At 65.6% G+C, this 20,331-nt stretch carries 21 protein-coding genes and 1 other RNA gene; 15 read left to right on the forward strand and 7 right to left on the reverse strand.

All coding sequences use genetic code 11. The features are described 5' to 3' along the window. The first annotated feature begins 125 nt into the window (after nt 1-125). The 4 genes from BG023_RS12035 (at nt 126) to rsmA (ending at nt 5,810) form a co-directional block, all read left to right on the forward strand. Nucleotides 126-2,408, forward strand: coding sequence for an LPS-assembly protein LptD (locus tag BG023_RS12035; protein ID WP_150122873.1), 2,283 nt, complete (start codon nt 126-128; stop codon nt 2,406-2,408). A 192-nt stretch (nt 2,409-2,600) separates the two neighbouring features. Continuing rightward, nucleotides 2,601-3,980, forward strand: coding sequence for a peptidylprolyl isomerase (locus tag BG023_RS12040; RefSeq protein ID WP_069310671.1), 1,380 nt, complete (start codon nt 2,601-2,603; stop codon nt 3,978-3,980). Continuing rightward, complete coding sequence (gene pdxA / locus BG023_RS12045; RefSeq protein WP_069310672.1) at nt 3,977-4,996, forward strand: 4-hydroxythreonine-4-phosphate dehydrogenase PdxA; 1,020 nt, start codon at nt 3,977-3,979, stop codon at nt 4,994-4,996. The genes BG023_RS12040 and pdxA overlap by 4 nt, the downstream gene beginning before the upstream one ends. Continuing rightward, complete coding sequence (rsmA, locus tag BG023_RS12050) at nt 4,989-5,810, forward strand: 16S rRNA (adenine(1518)-N(6)/adenine(1519)-N(6))-dimethyltransferase RsmA (RefSeq protein ID WP_069310673.1); 822 nt, start codon at nt 4,989-4,991, stop codon at nt 5,808-5,810. The genes pdxA and rsmA overlap by 8 nt, the downstream gene beginning before the upstream one ends. Nucleotides 5,811-5,818: 8 nt before the next feature. Here rsmA and BG023_RS12055 read toward each other — a convergent pair whose 3' ends face one another. Together BG023_RS12055 and BG023_RS12060 are read right to left on the reverse strand one after the other, a co-directional pair. Beyond that, complete coding sequence (locus BG023_RS12055; RefSeq protein ID WP_150122874.1) at nt 5,819-6,265, reverse strand: hypothetical protein; 447 nt, start codon at nt 6,263-6,265, stop codon at nt 5,819-5,821. A gap of 161 nt (nt 6,266-6,426) precedes the next feature. Then, nucleotides 6,427-8,523 (reverse strand): malate synthase G, encoded by a 2,097-nt coding sequence (locus BG023_RS12060; RefSeq protein ID WP_069310675.1) that lies wholly within the window; start codon nt 8,521-8,523, stop codon nt 6,427-6,429. A 125-nt stretch (nt 8,524-8,648) separates the two neighbouring features. Here BG023_RS12060 and BG023_RS12065 point away from each other — a divergent pair, with 125 nt between their 5' ends. From BG023_RS12065 to BG023_RS12085, 5 genes are all read left to right on the forward strand, one after another. After that, nucleotides 8,649-9,839 carry a hydrolase gene (locus BG023_RS12065; RefSeq protein ID WP_069310676.1) on the forward strand — a complete coding sequence of 397 codons (1,191 nt, stop codon included), beginning with the start codon at nt 8,649-8,651 and terminating at the stop codon, nt 9,837-9,839. Further along, nucleotides 9,836-10,852: an arginine N-succinyltransferase gene (locus BG023_RS12070; protein ID WP_069310677.1), complete on the forward strand. Its 1,017-nt coding sequence runs from the start codon at nt 9,836-9,838 to the stop codon at nt 10,850-10,852. Before BG023_RS12065 ends, BG023_RS12070 begins: the two co-directional genes overlap by 4 nt. Next, on the forward strand, nt 10,849-12,099 hold the full coding sequence (locus tag BG023_RS12075; protein WP_069311301.1) for an N-succinylarginine dihydrolase: 1,251 nt from the start codon (nt 10,849-10,851) through the stop codon (nt 12,097-12,099). Before BG023_RS12070 ends, BG023_RS12075 begins: the two co-directional genes overlap by 4 nt. Before the next feature lie 91 nt (nt 12,100-12,190). Further along, entirely contained in the window at nt 12,191-12,445 is a 255-nt protein-coding gene (locus tag BG023_RS12080) for a hypothetical protein (protein ID WP_069310678.1), read from the forward strand. Further along, nucleotides 12,442-12,783: a hypothetical protein gene (locus BG023_RS12085; RefSeq protein ID WP_150122875.1), complete on the forward strand. Its 342-nt coding sequence runs from the start codon at nt 12,442-12,444 to the stop codon at nt 12,781-12,783. Before BG023_RS12080 ends, BG023_RS12085 begins: the two co-directional genes overlap by 4 nt. An 80-nt stretch (nt 12,784-12,863) precedes the next feature. Here BG023_RS12085 and ssrA read toward each other — a convergent pair. Together ssrA and mscL are read right to left on the reverse strand one after the other, a co-directional pair. Next, nucleotides 12,864-13,222, reverse strand: a transfer-messenger RNA (tmRNA) gene (gene ssrA, locus BG023_RS12090). 127 nt (nt 13,223-13,349) lie between these two features. Beyond that, nucleotides 13,350-13,772 carry a large conductance mechanosensitive channel protein MscL gene (mscL, locus tag BG023_RS12095; RefSeq protein ID WP_069311302.1) on the reverse strand — a complete coding sequence of 141 codons (423 nt, stop codon included), beginning with the start codon at nt 13,770-13,772 and terminating at the stop codon, nt 13,350-13,352. Nucleotides 13,773-13,944: 172 nt separating this feature from the next. On the opposite strand from mscL, the gene BG023_RS12100 reads away from it, so the two are divergent. From BG023_RS12100 to BG023_RS12120, 5 genes are all read left to right on the forward strand, one after another. Continuing rightward, complete coding sequence (locus BG023_RS12100; RefSeq protein WP_069310680.1) at nt 13,945-14,625, forward strand: LemA family protein; 681 nt, start codon at nt 13,945-13,947, stop codon at nt 14,623-14,625. 1 nt (nt 14,626) lies between these two features. Next, entirely contained in the window at nt 14,627-15,520 is an 894-nt protein-coding gene (locus BG023_RS12105; RefSeq protein WP_069310681.1) for a TPM domain-containing protein, read from the forward strand. Between the two features lie 2 nt (nt 15,521-15,522). Further along, on the forward strand, nt 15,523-16,197 hold the full coding sequence (locus tag BG023_RS12110) for a TPM domain-containing protein (protein ID WP_069310682.1): 675 nt from the start codon (nt 15,523-15,525) through the stop codon (nt 16,195-16,197). 64 nt (nt 16,198-16,261) lie between these two features. Further along, a complete protein-coding gene (locus BG023_RS12115; RefSeq protein ID WP_442956768.1) occupies nt 16,262-16,822 on the forward strand; it encodes an NUDIX hydrolase in 561 nt (186 codons plus the stop codon). Nucleotides 16,823-16,825: 3 nt separating this feature from the next. Further along, nucleotides 16,826-17,608, forward strand: a complete 783-nt coding sequence (locus tag BG023_RS12120) for an SDR family oxidoreductase (protein ID WP_069310683.1) — start codon at nt 16,826-16,828, stop codon at nt 17,606-17,608. Nucleotides 17,609-17,703: 95 nt separating this feature from the next. Here BG023_RS12120 and BG023_RS12125 read toward each other — a convergent pair whose 3' ends face one another. Then, nucleotides 17,704-17,919: a PspC domain-containing protein gene (locus BG023_RS12125; RefSeq protein ID WP_069311304.1), complete on the reverse strand. Its 216-nt coding sequence runs from the start codon at nt 17,917-17,919 to the stop codon at nt 17,704-17,706. A 183-nt stretch (nt 17,920-18,102) separates the two neighbouring features. After that, the gene (locus BG023_RS14910) at nt 18,103-18,216 is read right to left on the reverse strand and encodes an enoyl-CoA hydratase (RefSeq protein WP_190315766.1); all 114 of its coding nucleotides are present in this window, start codon (nt 18,214-18,216) and stop codon (nt 18,103-18,105) included. 241 nt (nt 18,217-18,457) lie between these two features. Here BG023_RS14910 and recF point away from each other — a divergent pair, with 241 nt between their 5' ends. Continuing rightward, nucleotides 18,458-19,546: a DNA replication/repair protein RecF gene (gene recF / locus BG023_RS12130; protein ID WP_069310684.1), complete on the forward strand. Its 1,089-nt coding sequence runs from the start codon at nt 18,458-18,460 to the stop codon at nt 19,544-19,546. Nucleotides 19,547-19,553: 7 nt separating this feature from the next. Here recF and BG023_RS12135 read toward each other — a convergent pair whose 3' ends face one another. Further along, the gene (locus tag BG023_RS12135; protein WP_233993000.1) at nt 19,554-20,276 is read right to left on the reverse strand and encodes an arylesterase; all 723 of its coding nucleotides are present in this window, start codon (nt 20,274-20,276) and stop codon (nt 19,554-19,556) included. Nucleotides 20,277-20,331 lie beyond the last annotated feature (55 nt).

Here is a 20,331-nt window from a genome sequence, read left to right on the forward strand (position 1 = left end):
GAAGAAGGCTTGAAGCCGGGCTGGCGGCGCTGGTCTGATAGGGCGAGCGCCCCTCACGACTGGCCGCGCGCATGAGCCCGCAAACGCGATTGCGATTAGGCGCGAGCGGTGCAATAGGCAAGGCCATGTCGGGAGGCTTGTCGAACGCACCGCGCATGCCAGCGTGCCTTGACCTGCGCCTCTCGGTGCGGGGCGCTTCGCCGCGCATCTTGCTGGCGGCGGCGCTGCTGACCCTCCCCGCAAGCCTCGCCGCGCAGGAGCAGGCAGCCCCGGCCACCGCCAATATTCTCGCGCAGGCCGATGCCCGCAAGATCGACTTCGAGGCGACCGAAATCGCCTACGACAACCAGACCAACACCGTCACCGCGCGTGGCAATGTCATCCTGCGCTCGGAGGATCGTTCGGTCCGCGCCGACGAAGTGACGTGGGATCGCACGTCGGGCCGGATCATCGCCAGCGGCAACATCCGCATGGTCGACGAGGCCGGCAACCAGCTGTTCACCGATCAGGTCGAGCTGACCGAAGAATTCGAAACCGGCGCGATGAACGAGCTGCTGATTGCTCTGCGTGCTGGTGGGCGGCTTGCGGCGCGCTCGGCCGAGCGCGGGGCAGATGGCAACGCGGTGCTGACCAACGCGGCCTACACCGCCTGCCCGGTGGTCGATCCCGAAGGCTGTGCGGAGGATCCCAGCTGGCGCGTGACCGCCGACCGCGTGATCTACGACCAGAAGGAAAGCCGGGTGCGGTTCGAAGGCGCGGTGCTCGAACTGTTCGGCGCGCGCATCCTGCCCCTGCCCGGCCTTGCGATCCGGACCGACGGCAATGCCGAAAGCGGCTTTCTGGTGCCCGATGTCCGCGTGACGCAGGTCAACGGCCTTGAACTCAGCGGCGAATATTACTGGCGCGTCGCCAGCAATGCCGATCTGACTCTGGGCGCCTATGTATTTTCCAACGTTGCCCCGATGGCGAGCGCGAAATGGCGGCACCTCACCGAAAAGGGTGCCTACCAGATCACGGGCTATGCCACGGCCAGCGACCGCACCACCGATTTCACCGGCCAGCAGGGCTTCCAGCGCGATCCGCGCGGCTATCTCGATGCCAATGGCCGGTTCCAGTTCTCCCCCGACTGGAGCCTCACCGGATCGATCCGCCTCGCCAGCGACCGCACCTTCCTGCGCCGCTATGACCTCAGCCGCGATGACCGGCTGCGTTCGACCATCAACCTCGAACGCATCACCGACCGTTCCTATCTCTCGATTGCCGGCTGGGCGACACAGACCCTGCGGCTGAACGCCGATCAGGGGCAGGTGCCGCTTGCCCTGCCCGCAATCGATTATCGCCAGAAGATCGGAGACAAGATCCTCGGCGGGAACCTGACGGTGCAGGCCAACAGTCTCGCGCTGCTCCGCAATGACGGGCAGGACACCCAGCGCGCCTTTGCCGGGGCGCAGTGGGATCTGAAGCGGCTGACAGGTCTCGGGCAGGTGGTGACGCTGACCGCGCTGGCGCGCGGCGATGTCTACAACACCAACAATATCGATTCGACCACGACGCTGGCCTACCGCGGCACCGAAGGCTGGACCACGCGCGGGGTTGCCACCGCCGCGCTGGATATCGAATGGCCCTTCGTCGGCTCGGCTCTCGGCGGCACACAGGTGTTCAAGCCGCGCGTGCAATTCGTCGCCAGCCCCAAAGTCCGCAATCTCGACGTGCCCAACGAAGATGCACGCGCAATCGATCTGGAAGATTCCAACCTCTTCGCGCTCAACCGCTTCGCCGGTTACGACCGGGTCGAGGACGGCAGCCGCGTGACATGGGGCGTGGACTGGGAATTGCAGCGGCCCGGCTGGCGGGTCAAATCGACCATCGGCCAATCGTTCCGGCTGGAAGCGCCCGAACCGGGCCTGTTCCCCGATGGCACCGGCCTGTCGGAAAAGGTCTCGGACTTCGTGGGGCGCACCGAAGTGCGGTTCCGCAACCTCGTCAACTTCACCCACCGCTTCCGGCTCGACAAGGACAGCCTTGCGGTGCGCCGCAACGAGATCGACGCGACCATCGGCTCGCGCCGCACCTATGTCGAAGTCGGCTACCTCCGGCTCGACCGCAACATCCAGACAGTCGAGGATTTGCGCGACCGCGAGGAGCTGCGCGCCGCTGCCCGCGTGGCAATAGGGCGCAAGTGGTCGGTGTTCGGATCAGGGGTGTTCAACCTCACCGATCCGGATGAAGACCCGGTGTTCCAGCCCGACGGGTTCGAACCGATCCGCACCCGCCTAGGGGTCGCCTATGCCGATGACTGCATCGAATTCGGCGCCACCTGGCGGCGCGACTTCATCGACGCGGGCGATGCGCGGCGCGGCAACACGTTTCAGTTATTCTTTGCATTGCGAAATCTCGGCTTCCGCTGACGTGGGAGAAATGCCTGCACGAATTGGCAGGGACGAGAATTGGGGCTAAAGGGCAGCCCAGCAGGGAACGGGCGAGGCCTTCGGGGTCGGCCAAGGCTCAGCTTCCATTCAGCCGGAACCAGTAAACGGCTGCTCATGCGCGAGGGGTCGCGCAGGATTACCGGGCCACCAGATGGCCCATAAAGCGGGATTATGCGAGTGCGAGTGAAGCTGTTGTCCAAGAAGCTCCTGACCGGAACCACCACTGCGCTGGCCGCAGCGGGGGCGATCGCGCTGGCCGTGCTGCCGAGCGCCGCGCCGGCGCAGACCGTTGCTGTGCCGACCGCCGACAATCCCTTCGGCCTGCCCGCCGACATCACCCTGTTCGCCAAGGCCGATCCCGACAAGCGCAGCGCGACTGCCGTGGTCAACGGCTTTGTCATCACCGGCACCGATATCGACCAGCGCGTCGCGCTCGTCACCGCTGCATCGGAAGCACCGATTGCCGAGGATGAAATGCTGCGCCTGCGGGTGCAGGTGCTGCGCAATCTGATCGACGAGACGCTCAAGATCCAGGCCGCCGCCGCTGCCGAAATGGAAGTGAAGCGCGAGGAGGTCGAACAGACCTACCAGCAGCTCGCGGCGCAGAACTTTGGCGGCGAGCCGAAGAAGATGGACGAATATCTTCTCTCGATCGGTTCCTCGCCCGCCTCGCTGAAGCGCCAGATCGAAGGCGAAGCGGCGTGGGAAAACCTGCTCCGCCGCAACATCATGCCCTTCGTCAACGTCTCGGCTGACGAGGTCAACGACGTGCTCAAGCGCATGAACGAAGCGCGCGGGACCGACGAATACCGGCTCGGCGAAATCTTCCTCTCGGCCACCACCGAAAACCGCGCGCAGGTGCTCGCCAACGCGCAGGCGATCGTCCAGCAATTGCAGCAGGGCGGCAGCTTTGTCGCCTATGCGCGCCAGTTCTCCGAAGCCACCACCGCGGTGGTCGGCGGCGATCTCGGCTGGGTGCGGCTCGGCCAGTTGCCGCCGCAGCTTGCCGCAGCCGCGCGCACGATGCAGGCCGGGCAGCTGCAGGGCCCGATCGAAATTCCGGGCGGCTTTTCGATCCTCTACCTTATCAACAAGCGCCAGGTGCTGATGGCCGACCCGAACGAGGCGGTGCTCAGCCTCAAGCAGATCTCGATCAGCTTCCCGGCGGGCGTGACGCAGGAACAGGCCGAAGCGCGGGTGCAGGAGTTCGACGCCTTCATCAACGGCCTGCGCGGTTGCGGCGGGGTCGAGGAAGGCGCGAAAGCCATCGGCGCTGATGTGGTCTCGAACGACCAGATCAAGGCTGCCAACCTGCCCGAACAGCTGCGCGCGATCCTGCTCAACCTCCAGATCGGTCAGGCCACCCCGCCCTTCGGCGGTGTGCAGGAAGGTGTGCGCGTGCTTATGCTGTGCGGGCGCGACGATCCCAAGGATGCCGGCGCACCGACCTTCGCAGCGGTTATGGACCAGATCGAGGAAGAGCGCGTCAACAAGCGCGCCCAGCGCTACCTGCGCGATCTGCGTAACGACGCCTATATCGAATACAATTGAGCGCGCTTCAGGCACCTCTTGCGATCACATTGGGTGACCCGGCCGGGATCGGACCGGAGGTCATTCTGGGCGCGTGGATGCGCCTCAGGGCCGAACGGCGCGAGCCGCCTGCCTTCGTAGTCGGCGGGCCGGGGCTGCTGCGCGGGATTGCCGAGAAGCTCGCGCTCGACTGCCCGATTGTGCCCATCGCCGACCCGTCCGAGGCGATGTTCGCCAGCGCCGTGGGCTTGCCGGTTCTGGCCCTGCTTGACGGGCCGTGGCACCCCGCCCGCCCCTCGCCCGATGGCGCGCGGCTTGCGCTCGCCTCGCTGCAATGGGGTGCCAAGTGCGCGCTTGCCGGAGCGGCAGCAGGGCTGGTCACCGCGCCGGTCGCCAAGGGCGCGCTGGCGGCGATCGGGTGGGATTACCCCGGCCAGACCGAATTCCTCGCCGATGCTTGTGGGAAACCCTATCGCGACGCGGTGATGATGCTGGCCGGCCCCTCGCTGCGGACGGTGCCGCTCACCGTCCATGTCGCGCTGGCCGAAGTGCCCGGGCTGCTCTCGGCCGATCTGATCACCCACAAGTCGCGCATTGTCGCGGCCGGATTAGCCCGCGATTTCGGCATCGCCGCCCCGCGCATCGCGATTGCCGCATTGAACCCGCACGCAGGCGAAGGCGGCCAGTTCGGCGACGAGGAAGCGCGCATCATCGCGCCTGCCATCGCCGCGCTTAAGGCCGAGGGGATCGACGCGTTCGGCCCCGTCCCCGGCGACGCACTGTTCATGCCCCGCGCCCGCGCCACCTATGACGCGGCGCTGTGCATGTATCACGATCAGGCGCTGATCCCCTTGAAAGCGCTGGAAGTCGACGAGGGTGTCAACGTCACGCTCGGCCTGCCGATCATCCGCACCTCGCCCGATCACGGCACCGCCTTCGATATCGCCGGACAAGGCAAGGCCGATCCCGGCGCGATGGCGGCGGCGATCCTGATGGCGGCGGAGATGGCGACGGCGCGGGCCGCGGCACGTGCCTGATCTCCCCCCCATCCGTGAAGTCATCCAGAAGCACGGCCTCGCCGCGTCCAAGGCGCTCGGGCAGAACTTCCTGCTCGACGAGCAATTGCTGGCGCGCATCGCGGCGGTGCCCGGCGACCTTGCCGGACAGCGCGTGCTTGAAGTCGGCCCCGGCCCCGGCGGGTTGACGCGGGCGCTGCTGCGCGCCGGAGCGCAAGTCACCGCCATCGAGATGGACCGCCGCTGCCTCCCCGCGCTCGCCGAACTGGGCGAGGCTTTCCCCGACCAACTCACCGTGATCGAGGGCGATGCGCTGAAACTCGATCACGGCGCGCTGATGCAGGGCGAGCCGTTCCACGTGCTGTCGAACCTGCCCTATAATGTCGGCACCGCGCTGTTCGTGCGCTGGATGGGTGGAGAAGCCTGGCCGCCGCAGTGGCGCTCGCTCACCCTGATGTTCCAGCGCGAGGTGGCTGACCGGATCGTCGCCGAGGCTGGCGAGGACGCCTATGGCCGCCTCGCCGTGCTCGCCCGGTGGCGGGCTGAGGCGCGGCTGGCGATGAAGGTGCACCGCAGCGCCTTCACCCCGCCGCCCAAGGTGATGAGCGCGATTATCCACGTAACCCCGGCAACCGCGCCCGAGGGTGTTTCGGCAAGGATGCTCGAACGCCTCACCGAAGCCGCCTTCGGCCAGCGCCGCAAGATGCTGCGCCAGAGCCTGAAGGGCGTGCCGGGCGCGCTCGAGGCGCTCGCCGCGCTGGGGATAGACGAGACGCGCCGGGCGGAAACGGTCAGCGTGGCGGAGTTTGTTGCCCTTGCCCGGTCGTTGAGCTAGCCGCGCACCTAAGAAGCAGTGTCGGCAATCTTGCCCAACTCACGCGAAATATAGTCCCGCGTAGCAATCCACGGACGATCGTCATTCTTGTAGTCCGACATCCGCAGTCCATCGCCAACGAGATACACTGACAAGGCCTTTGCTCGCTTCAAGTTGATGAGCCGTTGCGATTGTGAAAGCTCGTCGAAAGCCTCTTCATACAAGAGACGGCTTACCTCATCGTCAATCGCCTCAGGATCACGCAGAGCAATCCGTCGCTGTCGGAATCCCTCCTCGGCGGCCTTCTCCAGCTTGTATTCTTGAGAATCAGGGTCGTGCTCCTGGGCGCGCCACACGTGGTACTCCTGCATCTCTGCCAATGCGTTCAGGTCGTTTCGGGCTGCGCCAGCGCGGTAGCCTTCGATTTCTTCCTTGGTGTAAGATCGACTCGCACAAGCACAGCCATAGGTTTCCAACGCGGACTGGCTACATGCTGCGACCAGAAGAAGCGCACTAAGCCTTAGCGTCCACTTGGTCGCATTCGACGCGTGAATGGGCAAAGGCGGGCTCCAAAGTCATTCTTGATGAGTCAGACAAATAGCATAATCGCCAACGTGTTACACGTTAAAATCGTGTCTTACTCCGCCTTCTTCCGCAACCGCCATTCGTGCAGCAGCGGTTCGGTGTAGCCGCTGGGTTGCTCCACGCCCTTGAAGATCAGGTCCCTCGCCGCGCTGAAGGCTGCGCCGTCCTCGTTGCCTGTGAGCGGCACATAGAGAGGGTCGCCTGCGTTCTGCGCGTCGACCTTGGCGGCCATACGGGTGAGCGAGTCCATCACTTGGCGCTCGGTAATCACCCCGTGCAGCAGCCAGTTGGCGATGTGCTGCGAGGAGATGCGCAGCGTCGCGCGGTCTTCCATCAGGCCCACATCATTGATGTCGGGCACCTTGGAACAGCCTACGCCCGCGTCGATCCAGCGCACCACATAACCGAGCAGGCCCTGGCAATTGTTGTCGAGCTCCTCGCGGATTTCCGCTTCCGACCAGTTCACGCCGTCCGCGAGCGGGATCGCCAGCAGCGCGTCGAGCCCCATCGGCTCGGGCAGGTGCTTCTGCACATCGAACACGTCGATCTGGTGATAATGCAGCGCGTGGAGCGTCGCGGCGGTGGGCGACGGCACCCACGCGGTGTTCGCGCCCGCCTTGAGGTGGCCGACCTTCTCGACCATCATCTGCCCCATCAGATCGGGCGCGGCCCACATGCCCTTACCGATCTGCGCCTTGCCCGACAGGCCGTGGGCAAGGCCGATAGCGACATTGCGCGCCTCGTAGGCCTTGAGCCAGTCGGAGCCCTTCATCGCGCCCTTACGCAGCATCGGCCCGGCACGCATCGAGGTGTGGATTTCGTCCCCCGTCCGGTCGAGGAAGCCGGTGTTGATGAAGACGATCCGGTCCTTCACCGCATGGATGCAGGCGGCAAGGTTGGCGCTGGTGCGGCGCTCCTCGTCCATCACGCCGACCTTGATCGTATGGCGCGGCAGGCCGAGCAGGTCTTCCACCGCGTCAAACAGGTCGTTGGTGAAGGCGCATTCTTCCGGCCCGTGCATCTTGGGCTTCACGATGTAGATCGAGCCAGTGCGCGAGTTGCCGAGCGTGCTGTGGCCCTCCACGTCGAGCGCGCTGATCGCCGAGGTGAACACCGCGTCCATGATGCCTTCGGGAATCTCGCTGCCATCGGGCAGGCGGATCGCCGGGTTAGTCATCAGGTGACCGACATTGCGGACGAACATCAGACTGCGGCCCGGGAGCCAGTCCGCATTGCCATTCTTGTCGGTGAAGGGTTTGTCCGGGTTGAGCTTGCGAGTGAGGGTTTTGCCGCCCTTCTCGAAGCTCTCCGACAGATCCCCGCGAATGATGCCGAGCCAGTTGGTGTAGGCCAGCAGCTTGTCCTCGGCATCGACCGCCGCGACCGAATCCTCGCAATCGGCGATGGTCGTGAGCGCGGCTTCGACGATGATATCGGCAATCCCGGCCTTGTCGGTGGCACCGACGGGAGTGGTGGGATCGAACACCACTTCGACGTGGAGACCGTTGTTCTTGAGGAGCAGGCCCTTGTCGGTGGTGCCGACGTGCTGCGCGGGATCGGCCAGCGTGATGTCGTCACGCCCCGCAAGGTCGGCCCAGCTCCCGCTCGCCAGAGGGAAAGTCTCATCCAGGAACTGCCGCCCGCGCGCGATCACCGCCGCGCCGCGCGCCTCGTCATAGCCGCCGGGGCGAGCCGGAGGGGCATCCAGCGCGTCGGTGCCGTAGAAGGCATCGTAAAGGCTCCCCCACCGCGCGTTCGCGGCATTGAGCAGGAAGCGCGCGTTGAGGATCGGCACCACCAACTGCGGCCCGGCCATCGTCGCGATCTCGGGATCGACGTTCTGCGTGCCGATCCGGAAGTCGCCCGGTTCGGGGACGAGGTAGCCGATGTCGGTCAGAAACGCCTTGTAGGCCGCTGCATCATGAGGCTTTCCTGCGCGCTCCATGTGCCATGCGTCGATCTGCGCCTGAAGGCTCTCGCGCTTTTCCAGCAGCGCGCGGTTCCTCGGGGCAAAGGCGGCGAGCAGCGCGGCGAAGCCATCCCAGAAGGCACCCACATGGCGCCCGAGCGGCCCCAGCACATCGGTCTCGATAAAGTGGGCCAACCGCGAATCGACGCTCAATCCGGCGCGGGCGATCATGTCAGTCATGCAAGGTCCTCTGGGCATTACCATGGTAAACATCCTGGGGAGGAGAGGACGCGGCGGGCTATGGCGCAGGGCAAGCGTGATTGCAACGGGTTGGACTGGCGCGCGTCCACGGCTAGAGGGGGTGGATGGACGGGACATCGGGAACAATCGACGCAGGCGCGATGCTGGCGCAGGTGCAGGCGTGGAGCGCGGTCAATACCGGCACCGCGAATCTCGCCGGGCTGGCCGAACAGGCGGATTTGCTGGCGGACGCATTCGGCGTGTTGCCGGGCACAGTCGAGCTGGTCGATCCCGCCCCCGTCACTGCAATCGCCGCCGATGGCAGCGCGATTGACAAGCCCCACGGCCGGCATCTGGTCGTCCGGGTGCGCCCGCAGGCCAATCGCCGCATCCTGCTGACCGGCCACATGGACACCGTGTTCCCCGCCGATCACGCCTTCCAGCGCCTCACCTGGCTCGACAATGCAACGATCAACGGCCCCGGCGTTGCCGACATGAAGGGCGGGATCGCGGTGATGCTCCACGCGCTGATGGCGTTCGAGGCAACCGCCAGCGCCTCCGGCTTGGGCTACGACGTGCTGATCAATTCGGACGAGGAAACCGGATCGCTCGCCAGCCGCGCTCTGATTGCCGAGCTGGCGGCGGGCAAGCTGGCCGCGCTTACCTATGAACCCGCTGCCCTGCCCGATGGCACGCTGGCGCACGAGCGCGGGGGGACGGGAAATTACTCGGTCGTCGTCACCGGCAAGTCCGCCCACGCGGGGCGCAACCCGCACGAGGGGCGCAACGCCATCGTCGCCGCCGCCGATCTTATCCTGCGGCTGAAAGCGCTCGAGAGCGAGGACATCACCATCAACCCCGCCAAGCTTGAAGGCGGGGCGGCGAACAATGTGGTGCCCGACACGGCCGTGCTGCGCTTCAACATCCGGCCCAAGACCGTCGAGGCCGGCGCGGCGTTCGACCATGCGCTCGGCCACCTGCTGACCGCAATCGAAGCCGCCCACGGCGTCGCCACCCACCGCCACGGCGGGGTCACCCGCCCGCCCAAGCCGGTCGATGCCGCCGCCCAGAAGCTGTTCGATCTGGTGCGCGCTTGCGGCGCGGAACTTGGTCAGGACATCCGCTGGCAGCGATCCGGCGGCGTGTGCGACGGCAACAACATCGCCGCCTGCGGCGTGCCCGTGGTCGATACCATGGGCGTGCGCGGCGGCGCGATCCATTCGCCGGACGAATACCTGATCGTCCCCAGTCTTGCCGAACGCGCGGCCCTGTCTGCCCGCGTGATCGAACGTCTTGCTCAAGGAGCCCTATCGTGACCTTCCGCCTGCGCGCTGCGCGCCCCGCCGATCTCGAGGCGCTGTACGAGATGGCCAAGCTGACCGGCGGGGGCTTCACCAACCTGCCGCCTGACCGTGCGGCGCTGAAGGCCAAGCTCGAACGCGCCGAGGCCGCCTTTGTGCGTGAAGAGGACAGCCTCGTCGACGAACAGTTCGTGCTGGTGCTCGAAAACGCCCGCACCGGCGCTGTGCGCGGCACCTGCCAGCTGATGACACAGGTGGGTCAGCGCTGGCCGTTCTATTCCTATCGCCTCAACACGCTGACCCAGTATTCGCAGGAACTCGACCGCACCGTGCGCGCCGAGCTGCTCAGCCTCGTCACCGATCTGGAAGGATCGAGCGAAGTCGGCGGATTGTTCCTCCACCCCAATGAACGCGCCGGAGGCCTCGGCCTGCTGCTCGCCCGCTCGCGCTACATGTTCGTGGCGATGCACCGCGAACGCTTTGCCGACCGCATTCTGGCCGAGCTGCGCGGCATCATCGACGAGCGCGGCGGATCGCCCTTCTGGGACGGGGTCGCAGGCCGCTTCTTCGGGATGAGCTTCCAGGACGCGGACTATTTCAACGCGATCAACGGCAACCAGTTCATCGCCGATCTGATGCCCAAGCACCCCGTCTACATCGCCATGCTGAGCGAGGACGCGCGCTCGGTCATCGGCGTCCCCCACCCCACAGGCCGCGCGGCTATGCGGATGCTGGAGGAAGAAGGTTTCCGCGCCGAAGGCTATGTCGATATCTTCGATGGCGGGCCGACGATGACTGCGCGCACCGATCTCGTCACCAGCGTCAAGGGCAGCACGCAGGCCAAGATCACGCACCTTTCGGTGAACGAGGGCGAGAAGGCTATCCTTGCGACCGGCCGGCTCGGCACCTTCCGCGCGTGTTTCGGCGCGCGGGTGTTCGACGGCGAAGGCGGCATCGCGATCGACAGCGCCAGCGCCGATCTGCTCGATGTGTCCGAAGGTGATACCGTGTGGAGCGTGGCGCGATGAGCCTGACGGAAATCAATTTCGACGGGATCGTCGGCCCCTCGCACAACTATGCAGGCCTCAGCCTCGGCAATATCGCCAGCGCAAGCCATGCGGGCGATCCGTCTTTTCCGCGCGCGGCGGCGCTTCAGGGCATCGCCAAGATGCGCGGCAATCTCGCACGGCTGGGCGTGCAGGGCTTCCTGCTGCCCCTGCCCCGCCCCAACAATGCGCTGATGCAGGCGCTGGCGCTGGATGGCAGCGAGCCGCCGCAGCTGCGCGCCGCGCCGTGGTCGGCCTCGTCGATGTGGACGGCGAACGCCGCAACGGTCAGCCCCGCACCCGACACTGCCGACGGGCGCTGCCACCTGACGCCCGCGAACCTCGTCACCATGCTCCACCGCGCGCAGGAATGGCCCGATACGCAGGCCCAGCTCCGCATCGCTTTCGGCGACACGCGGCATTTCGCCATTCACGATGCCGTCCCGCCCACCTTCGGCGATGAAGGCGCGGCGAACCACATGCGCCTGTGTGAAAGCCACGATGCCCCCGGTGTCGAGGTGTTCGTCTACGGCAAGCCCGGCGGACGCTTCCCTGCGCGCCAGCACGAACAGGCCAGCCGCCTCGTCGCCCGCGCCCACGGGCTCGCGCCGGAGCGCACCGTGTTCATCGAGCAGAACCCCGATGCGATTGCGGCGGGCGCGTTCCACAATGATGTGGTCTCGGTCGCCAATGGCCGCGTGTTGTTCACCCACGACAAGGCCTTTGCCGACCAGCGGGGTGCCTATGACGCGCTTCGGCGCGCCTTCCCGGCGCTCGAAGTGGTCGAGGTGCCGTCCTCTGCCGTGACGCTCGAAGAAGCGATCCGCACCTATCTGTTCAACGCGCAGCTGCTCACCCTGCCCTCGGGCGAGATGGCGCTGATCGTGCCGGATGAATGCCGCGAGAGCGCAGCCGTTTGGGCGTGGGTGGAAAGCATGCTCGCCGGCAACGGCCCGATCCGGCAGGTCATCCCGGTCGATGTGCGCCAATCGATGGCGAACGGCGGCGGCCCCGCTTGTCTGCGCCTGCGCGTGGTGTGCGATCCGGCCACCGTGGACCCGCGCTTCCTGCTCGACGAAGCGAAAGCCGATCTGCTGGAAAAGGTGATCGCGGCGCACTGGCCCGAACAGATCGATCCGTCCGATCTCGGGACACCTGCGCTCGCTACAGCCGTGATTGCGGCGCGCCTTGCCCTGTTGGACGCGCTCGATTTGACACAGCTTGGTTAACGCGTTTGGCGTCTCGCTCGCGGGGACGTAGAGTTACCGGAAGATTAAGCGATTCTGCCTCAGCCGAGTCGCCAATTGATCGGGAGACGCCATGCTTCGCAAGATCAGCCGGCTGTTCGTCATCAAGACGCGGTTCGAGGCCTATGCGATCATCTACGCCCTCGCGCTCGGCGCGAATGCGCGCGGCATCATATATCTCCACCAATATCCCGGCTTCGGCGGCAAACTGCTGTTCCTCGCCACCACCGGCGCAGTGTTCCTCGGCGGTGCGAAGATCCTCGATTGCATCCGGCTGGAAAAGGAACTGGCCGAAATGCGCGAGGCGGCGACCGCCCGCGCTGAGTGATGACGCGGCAAGTTTCGGACGAAGGACATCGTCAGAGCCGCTGGAAACGGCACATCGTCTTCGGACTCGCGTTTCTGGCCGGGTTCCTCGTTGCGGCTTCCATTTATCTGATACTGGCGATCGGGGAATGTATCCCGCGCGATGGCAGTGCACAGATGCACGCCTGCGATGCAATCAAGCGCCGTGATTTCTGGCTTTATCCGTTACTGTTTGCAGCGACCGCGGGAGGTAGCATCGCCATGCATTGGCGCGGGGTGAGCCTGGCTTCGCTATGCGCCGCAACTTCCGGTCTTGTTGCAGCCGTGGCGCTGATGCTCGCCAACGCCTATTTCGCGTGAACCACTAGCCTCGATCTTCGCGTCATTGTCAGGGTGCGAGGAAGGTGGGGGTTTCTGTTGCTACGTACCCCCGGACGCCCGGTTTCCGATTCTGTTACCCGGTTCGGTCCGAACCGTGCTCTAAGCTTTGTAAATTCAGGCCGTTAGGCCGTCGCATTACGCAGCGAGAGCAAGTGCTTCGTTGTCGTTGGCACTTATGGTTTTTGAGCCTTATGCGGGTTACTCAGCCCGGGCAAAAACTACGCTTTTCAACACACGTCGATCCTGGTTCGGCCCCATCAGGAGTTGCGACCGGCCTTAGCGCAGGCCGCCGCTTCTGGTGGAGCCGCCGGGTACTGCCCCCGGGTCCGTTGCATCTATTGCACGCAGCAATTTATCGCCATAGCCGGCCGAAACCGGCGAGAGCTGATATAGCGCGGCAATTGTGAATGTGAAGTGGACGGACAGCCTCGCAGCGCAAGCGCATGCAGGTCCAGGGCGGGGTTTAGACCCCCTCTAGACCCCCCTTAGACCCCCTCTAGGCCCGTCTAGCCCCACTGTTCCACGTGGAACAATGGGGCCATGACTTACTTCTTCAGCGCGTCGCGGATTTCGGTCAGCAGTTCGACCTCGGTCGGCCCGGCAGGCGCTGCTGCTTCTTCGGGCTTGGCCAGCTTGGCGGTCACCTTGCCGACATAGCGCACCATCAGGAAGATGATGAACGCAAGGATCAGGAAGTTGATCACCACCGAGGCAAACGCCCCCAGCCCGATCACATTCGCCCCCGCCTCGCGCGCAGCCGCCAGCGAAGTGCCCGGCTCAACCGCGCCCGAGAGCACGATGTAGTGGTTCGAGAAGTCGATATTGCCGAAGATCGCCCCCACGATCGGCATGATGATCTCGTCAGTCAGCGACTTGACGATGGCGCCGAATGCGGCCCCGATGATGACACCCACGGCCAAGTCGATGACGTTGCCCTTGGCGATGAAAGCCTTGAATTCCGACAGCATGGCGATCCCTCCTGATGACTGCTCGTCGGCTTCTGCCATGCGCGATTGCACCTGCCAAGCGGGAGGCCGCCTGTCCTCCACCGCTTGAAAGCGGATTGAGGTGTGCTATATCCGCAATACAGGAGTTTGCTGCCGGGCCGAGTTGGCCCGTGCCACCAGGAGGGATTACCACATGACTCTCACCACCATGCTGCGCGGCGCCTTTGCCGCCATGGCCGCGCTCAGCCTTGCCGCTTGCGGGATCAACTCGGTGCCGACCAAGGAAGAAGCCGCCAAGGCGCAGTGGGGCAACGTCGAAAGCGCGCTCCAGAACCGTTCGGACAAGATCCCCAATCTCGTCGCCGTGGTCGAGGCCGCCGCGATTTCGGAGAAGGACATTCTGCAAGGCGTGATCGACGCCCGCGCCCGCGCGACCGCGATCAACATCACCACCGATGACCTGTCGAACCCGGAAGAGTTCAAGAAATTCAGCGACGCGCAGAACCAGCTCACCCAGGCGCTCGGCCAGCTGCGCACGGTGGTCGAGAACTACCCCCAGCTCGCCAGCCAGCCGCGCTTTGCCGATCTGATGGTGGCGATCGATGAGGCCAACAACCAGATCAACACCGAGCGGGTGCGCTACAACGACCTCGCGCGCGACTACAACACCGAGATCCGCACCTTCCCCTCAAGCATCGGGGCGAACGTGATCCACGGCGCCAAGCCGCTCGAATACTTCGAAGCAGCCGAAGCGGCCAAGGCCAACCCCACGGTCGACATGAGCGGCATCACCGGCGACAAGGCGGCCCCCGCCGCCGCACCGGCCAGCAACGACAACACCGCAGAGCAGGCACCGGCGGCGGCCGCAAACTGAGGTGACCAAGGCGTTTGCTCCGTTGCGCCATGCGCTGCTGGCGCTGGCGGGCCTTGTGTGGCTTGCCAGCGCCGCAACCGCGAGCGCACAAACCTACCCTGCCCGCCCCGCCGGGCCGGTCTACGACGGGGCGAGCATCCTCTCGGCAGAGACCGAGGCGCAGCTCGATGCCGAACTGCGCGCCTATAACGCGCAGACCGGCCGCGCGATTATCGTCGCCACCGTGCCGAGCCTCGATGGCGCGACGATCGAGACCTATGCCACGGGCCTGTTCAGCACCTGGGGGATCGGCGGCGCCCAGCGCGATACCGGGCTGCTGCTGCTGATCGCTCCCAATGAGCGGCGGATGTGGATCGAGGTCGGCTATGGCCTCCACGGCTATTTCGGCGGGATCATGGCGGGGCGCGTCATCAACGATGTGATCGCGCCGCGCTTCAAGGAAGGCAATTTCGATGCGGGTGTGACAGACGGCGTCGCCGCAATCCTCGCTCACCTCGCCAAGAGCCCGGAAGACGCAATCGCCATCGAGGAAGCCGCAAAGGCCGCACAGGCGCAGGAAAGCCGCAGCGACGGAGGCTTCCCGTTCGGCATCCTGATCTGGCTTGCATTCATGTTCTTCTTCTTCATCCTGCCGCTGATGAGCGGCCGTAGGCGGCGTCGGAAGTATCGCGCCAAGGGTTCCGGCCCGTGGGGCGATGCGGGCCGCGAATTCGGCGATACCGCGCGCGACATCATCCTCTGGGAGGTCGGCAGCGCGATCCTGCGCAGCGCGCTGTCAGATGGCGACAGTGATGGCTGGGGCGGCGGTGGCGGCGGCGGATTTGGCGGTGGCGGCGGGTTCGGCGGCTTTGGCGGCGGCAGTTCCGGTGGCGGCGGCGCCTCGGGGGGGTGGTAGCAATGGCCTATCTCGATGATGCAGGACGCAAGCTCGTGAGCGAAGCGGTCACCCAGGCCGAAAGCGCGACCTCGGGCGAGATCGTCACCGTGCTCGCCGACGCATCGGACGGTTACACGGATGTCGCCCTGCTGTGGGCGGCGGGCGCGGCCTTCACCGCGATGAGCGTGTTCGCCGCAATCCCGCGCCCGTTCCTCGATCTGTGGGACCGGCTGTTCGGCGGCTGGGGGCACCAGTGGACCACCGGCGAGCTCGCCAGCATGGTGATCGCGCTCGGGCTCATCAAGTTCCTCGCCGTGATGCTCGTCCAGCAGTGGCAGCCGCTGCGCTTTGCGCTGATCCCCGGCCCGACCAAGACCATCCGCGTCCACAATCAGGCCGTGCGCCAGTTTAAGGTCGGTGCGGAACGGCGCACCACCGGGCGCACGGGCGTGCTGATCTACCTCTCCATGCGCGAACACCGCGCCGAGATCGTCGCCGACGAAAGCATCGCCGCCAAGGTCCCCGCCGAAGTCTGGGGCGAGGCGATGGCCGATATGCTCAGCCATATCCGCAAGGGACGCATCGCCGAGGGGCTGGCGGCGGGCATCCGCGATGTCGGCTTCGTGCTCGCCGAGCACTTCCCGCGCGGCGCCGATGACGAGAACGAGCTGCCGGACCGCCTGATCGAGGTTTAGGCCTTGACCCGCCCGCGCTGAACCTGTGGAAGGGCGCTCCCTGCTTTCGCCACGGAGCCTTCCCTTGATCAAAGACCGCGATGCCGACCTGCCCGAACAGGTGATGTGGGAAGGCCGCTTCATCACCACCAAGACGCGGGGGCGCTGGGAATATGTCGGGCGTGCGCGCGGCATCAAGGCGGCGGCGATCATCGCGCTTGACGATGATCCCGACGGCACCCGCCACGTGATCCTCGTCAGCCAGTACCGCGTGCCGTTGTCGCGCTTCAGCCTCGAAATTCCGGCGGGCCTCATCGGCGATGATGCCGGAGCCGAGGGCGAGGACGCGGTCGATGCCGCAGCGCGCGAGCTGGAGGAGGAAACCGGCTACCGCGCCGCGCAGATGACCTCGCTGGGCGAGTTCTATTCCTCGCCCGGCATGGTCTCGGAAAGCTTCACCCTCTTGAAGGCGACCGGCCTCGAGCGCGTGGGCGAAGGCGGCGGGACCGAGGGCGAGAATATCACTGTGCACCGGGTCGCGCTGCGCGATCTGGCGCGCTTCGTGGCCGAATGGCGCAGGGCTGGCCATGCGGTCGATGTGCGGATAGCGATGCTGCTGACGCCGGGATTTCTGGGAGAGGATTGAGATATGGCAGGACGTGTAGCGGGCAAGATGGCCCTGGTAACGGGCGGCGCGCAGGGGCTTGGCCGCGCGCATTGCATCCGCCTGGCCGAAGAAGGCGCGCGGGTGCTGGCGACCGACATCAACGGTGCGGGCGCGCAAGAGACTGCCGCAATCATCAACGCAAAGCTCGGGGCCGGAACCGCTTTCGGCATCGCGCACGACGTGACCGACCCGGCGCAGTGGGAAATCGCGGTCGATGCCGCGCGTGAGCATCTGGGCGGGCTGAACGTGCTGGTGAACAACGCCGGGATCGGGGTGCCGGGCAATATCGAGGCCTGCACCTTTGCCGATTGGCAGCGGTGCTTCGACATCAACGTCAATTCGATCTTCCACGGCTGCCAGAAGGCCCTCCCGCTGATGCGCGAACACGCGCCCGGATCGATCATCAACATCTCGAGCATCGCAGGCCTGATCGCCAGCGACACCATGCCGGCCTACAATTCCTCGAAGGCCGCGGTGTGGATGCTGTCGAAGTCGATCGCGCTACACTGCGCCAAGAAGGGCATGAACATTCGCTGCAACTCGGTGCACCCGACCTTTGTCGATACGCCGATCCTCGACGGGACCGCCAAGGCGCACGCGCTCGACAAGGATGTGCTGATGGAAAAGCTCGCGCGGCAGATCCCGCTCAAGTTCGTGGGTGAGCCCAACGATATCGCCAATGCGGTGCTCTATCTGGCGAGCGACGAAAGCCGGTTCATGACCGGCGCCGAGCTGAAGCTCGATGGCGGTATTTCCGCGATGTAAAAAAGAGAGAGGGGCCACAATGGGCCCCTCCCGGTTTGTTCAGATCGGTGTGCAGCGGCCCGAAAAACCGGGAAACCGCTTTTTCGACGCTGCACTCAATCCGCGACCAATGCGATCGCGAGGTAGATCAGGATGAAGCTGCCGAAGCCGAACAGCGTGCCGGCAACAAAGCCGATCCGCACCAGCATCGGGTCAATCCCGAAATAGTCGGCAATCCCGGCACACACGCCAAAGACCTTGCTGTTGGTCTTGTCGAGGCGGAAGCCAGCGCGGGGCGGCTTGCCACCGGAATTGCGGGTAACGTCGTTCATTTCAATCATACTCCAGATTGGCGGCCGAGGATCAAGCGATCATGCCGGGGCTAGCAGGAACAATGGCGTAAGCGAAGCTGGCAAGGGTCAGCACGACAGCAAAGGTAGCCGAAGCGAACCGGGCCGTGGCATCAGAGGTAAACATGCGAATTGGTCCTTTGAGAGAGGGGTCTGGAGTTGCGATCAGGCCATCAGGCTCGGGCTGGCGGGGATGATCGCGTAGGCGAAGAACGCGGCGGAAATCACGACCGAGAAAGCGGCGGCGAAAAGGCGGTTCGAAGCTTCTTGGGCATACATGGTAAGGTCTCCTTGGTGTTTCTTGCTGTCCGGCGGGACCATCCCGGGGACGCAGAATACTTTGCAGGAGCCGTGCCAAACTCGAAAAACGGCAGAATTCCGCCATTTCTTTGCTTTCACGCAGCAAACGCCCCGTTCACCTATCCGAAAGCTTGGTAAAATTTACCAAGGGTTGGGATTGCACTTTTCGGCCCCCTTCCTCTGGCCAAATCTCCCCCCTCCCGCTACCCGCGCAAGGGCCATGGCGCTCACCCGGATCAGCCTCGAAAACTTCCGCAACCATGCGGCAACGACGCTCGGCGAGACGGCGCATTTCAACCTGCTGGTGGGCGAGAACGGCGCGGGCAAGACCAACCTGCTCGAAGCGCTGTCGCTGCTCGGTCCCGGCCGGGGGCTGAGGCGTGCGAACCTTGGCGATCTGGCAAAAAAGGCCGCGCCGGGCGATCCCCCGCAATCCTTCGCCATCGGCGCAAGCCTGAGCGAGGCCGGCACGGTCTCGGCGCGGATCGGCACCTATAGCGAGGCGCACCAGCCCGGACGGCGTCTGGTGCGGGTCAACGGCGCGCCTGCCACGGCGACCAGCCTGGCCGAATGGCTCGCCTTGTCTTGGCTCACCCCGGCGATGGACGGACTGTTCACCGACAGCGCAGGCGCGCGGCGGCGCTTCGTTGACCGGATGGCGCTGGCGATCGCGCCGGATCATGCGCGGCGCGTGAGTGCGCTCGAGACCGCGCTGCGCGAACGCGGGCGGCTGCTGGAAACGCGTGCCGAGGCGCGCTGGCTCGATGCGGTCGAGGCACAGGTGGCGGGGCATAGCGCAGCGGTCGCGATGGTGCGAGCCGAACTCGTCGCGAGGCTGGCGGACGAGCTCTCCGCGCTGCCCTCGGAACCCTTCGCACGCCCTGCCCTCACCTATCGCCCCGGCGGCCCGACCGACGAGACCGCTTTACGTGCCGAACTTGCCCGCCAGCGCCCTCGCGACCGCGCCGCCGGGCGCGCGTTGAGCGGGCCACAGCGCGACGAACTGGAAGTCGTCATGGCCTCGACCCGCCTGCCCGCGTCCTCGTGCTCGACCGGCGAGCAGAAGGCGATGCTGATCGCGATCACCCTCGCGCATGGCATTCTTGCCGCCGCGGGCCGACCGAGCGTTCTGCTGCTCGACGAGGTGGCCGCGCATCTTGACCCGGTGCGCCGCACCGAGCTGTTCCGGCGGCTGCGGCAGGGCAAGGCGCAAGTGTGGATGACCGGCACCGAACTCGCCCCGTTCGAGGCGATCCGCGACGAAGCCGCCATCTGGCGGGTCAGCGGCGGGCAGGCAGAGCGGGTCTAGCGGGGGTCTAGCTGGCCTTGGGAGGCGGCAAGGCGGCCTCTACCTCGGGCAAGGTCGAGGCAACCAGCGCTTCGATCCCGTCAGCAGTGGGATGGATCCGGTCGGACTGGAACAGTTCGGGCTGGCGGTAGATATCCTCCAGCCAGAACGGGATCAGCGCCGCGCCATGCTGCTTGGCGAGATCGCGGTACATCGCATCGAACTGCGCCTGATATTCCGGCCCGTAATTCGGCGGCGCGCGCATCCCCATCAGCAGCACCGGAATGCCCCGCTCCTTGAGCATCGCCAGCATCTTGCCGAGATTGGCGCTGGTCTCCTCGGGCGACAAACCGCGCAGCAGATCATTGCCGCCGAGCTCGAGAATAAACAGATCGGGCTTTCCTGTCTGCGCGTCGAGCGTGAACTTGAGCCGTTGCAGCCCTGCCGCGCTGGTATCGCCTGAAACCCCGGCATTGGTGATCGCCGCATTGACGCCCTTGACGCGCAGGGCCGCCTCAAGCCGCGCGGGGTAGCTTTGCGCGGGATCGAGCCCGTAACCGGCGAACAGACTGTCTCCAAAAGCGAGGATGCGCCGCTCCGGCCCGACCACCGGGATCGCGGGGAGCGTGGGCTTGCCATCCTCGGCTATCTGCTCGCCCGGCGCGGCGGCCTCTTCCGGCCCGCTGCACGCAGCCAGCGCCAGCAAAGCTGCGCCGATAACGCCAATATTCGACCAAGAGCGCTTGTGCATCCGCGAGCCTTCCATACCTGTAGCTTGTTGCAATCCCCCACCTATGCCATCGGAC

This window comes from Porphyrobacter sp. LM 6 (assembly GCF_001720465.1).
Lineage (GTDB): Bacteria > Pseudomonadota > Alphaproteobacteria > Sphingomonadales > Sphingomonadaceae > Erythrobacter.

Coding starts and splice junctions, on each gene's coding strand:
- BG023_RS12035 (WP_150122873.1), top strand. CDS start 126: ATGTCGGGAGGCTTGTCGAACGCACCGCGCATGCCAGCGTGCCTTGAC.
- BG023_RS12065 (WP_069310676.1), top strand. CDS start 8,649: ATGGACGGGACATCGGGAACAATCGACGCAGGCGCGATGCTGGCGCAG.
- recF (WP_069310684.1), top strand. CDS start 18,458: ATGGCGCTCACCCGGATCAGCCTCGAAAACTTCCGCAACCATGCGGCA.
- BG023_RS12040 (WP_069310671.1), top strand. CDS start 2,601: ATGCGAGTGCGAGTGAAGCTGTTGTCCAAGAAGCTCCTGACCGGAACC.
- BG023_RS12120 (WP_069310683.1), top strand. CDS start 16,826: ATGGCAGGACGTGTAGCGGGCAAGATGGCCCTGGTAACGGGCGGCGCG.
- mscL (WP_069311302.1), bottom strand. CDS start 13,772: ATGCTGTCGGAATTCAAGGCTTTCATCGCCAAGGGCAACGTCATCGAC.
- BG023_RS12110 (WP_069310682.1), top strand. CDS start 15,523: ATGGCCTATCTCGATGATGCAGGACGCAAGCTCGTGAGCGAAGCGGTC.
- BG023_RS12080 (WP_069310678.1), top strand. CDS start 12,191: ATGCTTCGCAAGATCAGCCGGCTGTTCGTCATCAAGACGCGGTTCGAG.
- BG023_RS14910 (WP_190315766.1), bottom strand. CDS start 18,216: ATGTATGCCCAAGAAGCTTCGAACCGCCTTTTCGCCGCCGCTTTCTCG.
- BG023_RS12125 (WP_069311304.1), bottom strand. CDS start 17,919: ATGAACGACGTTACCCGCAATTCCGGTGGCAAGCCGCCCCGCGCTGGC.
- BG023_RS12135 (WP_233993000.1), bottom strand. CDS start 20,276: ATGCACAAGCGCTCTTGGTCGAATATTGGCGTTATCGGCGCAGCTTTG.
- BG023_RS12060 (WP_069310675.1), bottom strand. CDS start 8,523: ATGACTGACATGATCGCCCGCGCCGGATTGAGCGTCGATTCGCGGTTG.
- BG023_RS12075 (WP_069311301.1), top strand. CDS start 10,849: ATGAGCCTGACGGAAATCAATTTCGACGGGATCGTCGGCCCCTCGCAC.
- BG023_RS12100 (WP_069310680.1), top strand. CDS start 13,945: ATGACTCTCACCACCATGCTGCGCGGCGCCTTTGCCGCCATGGCCGCG.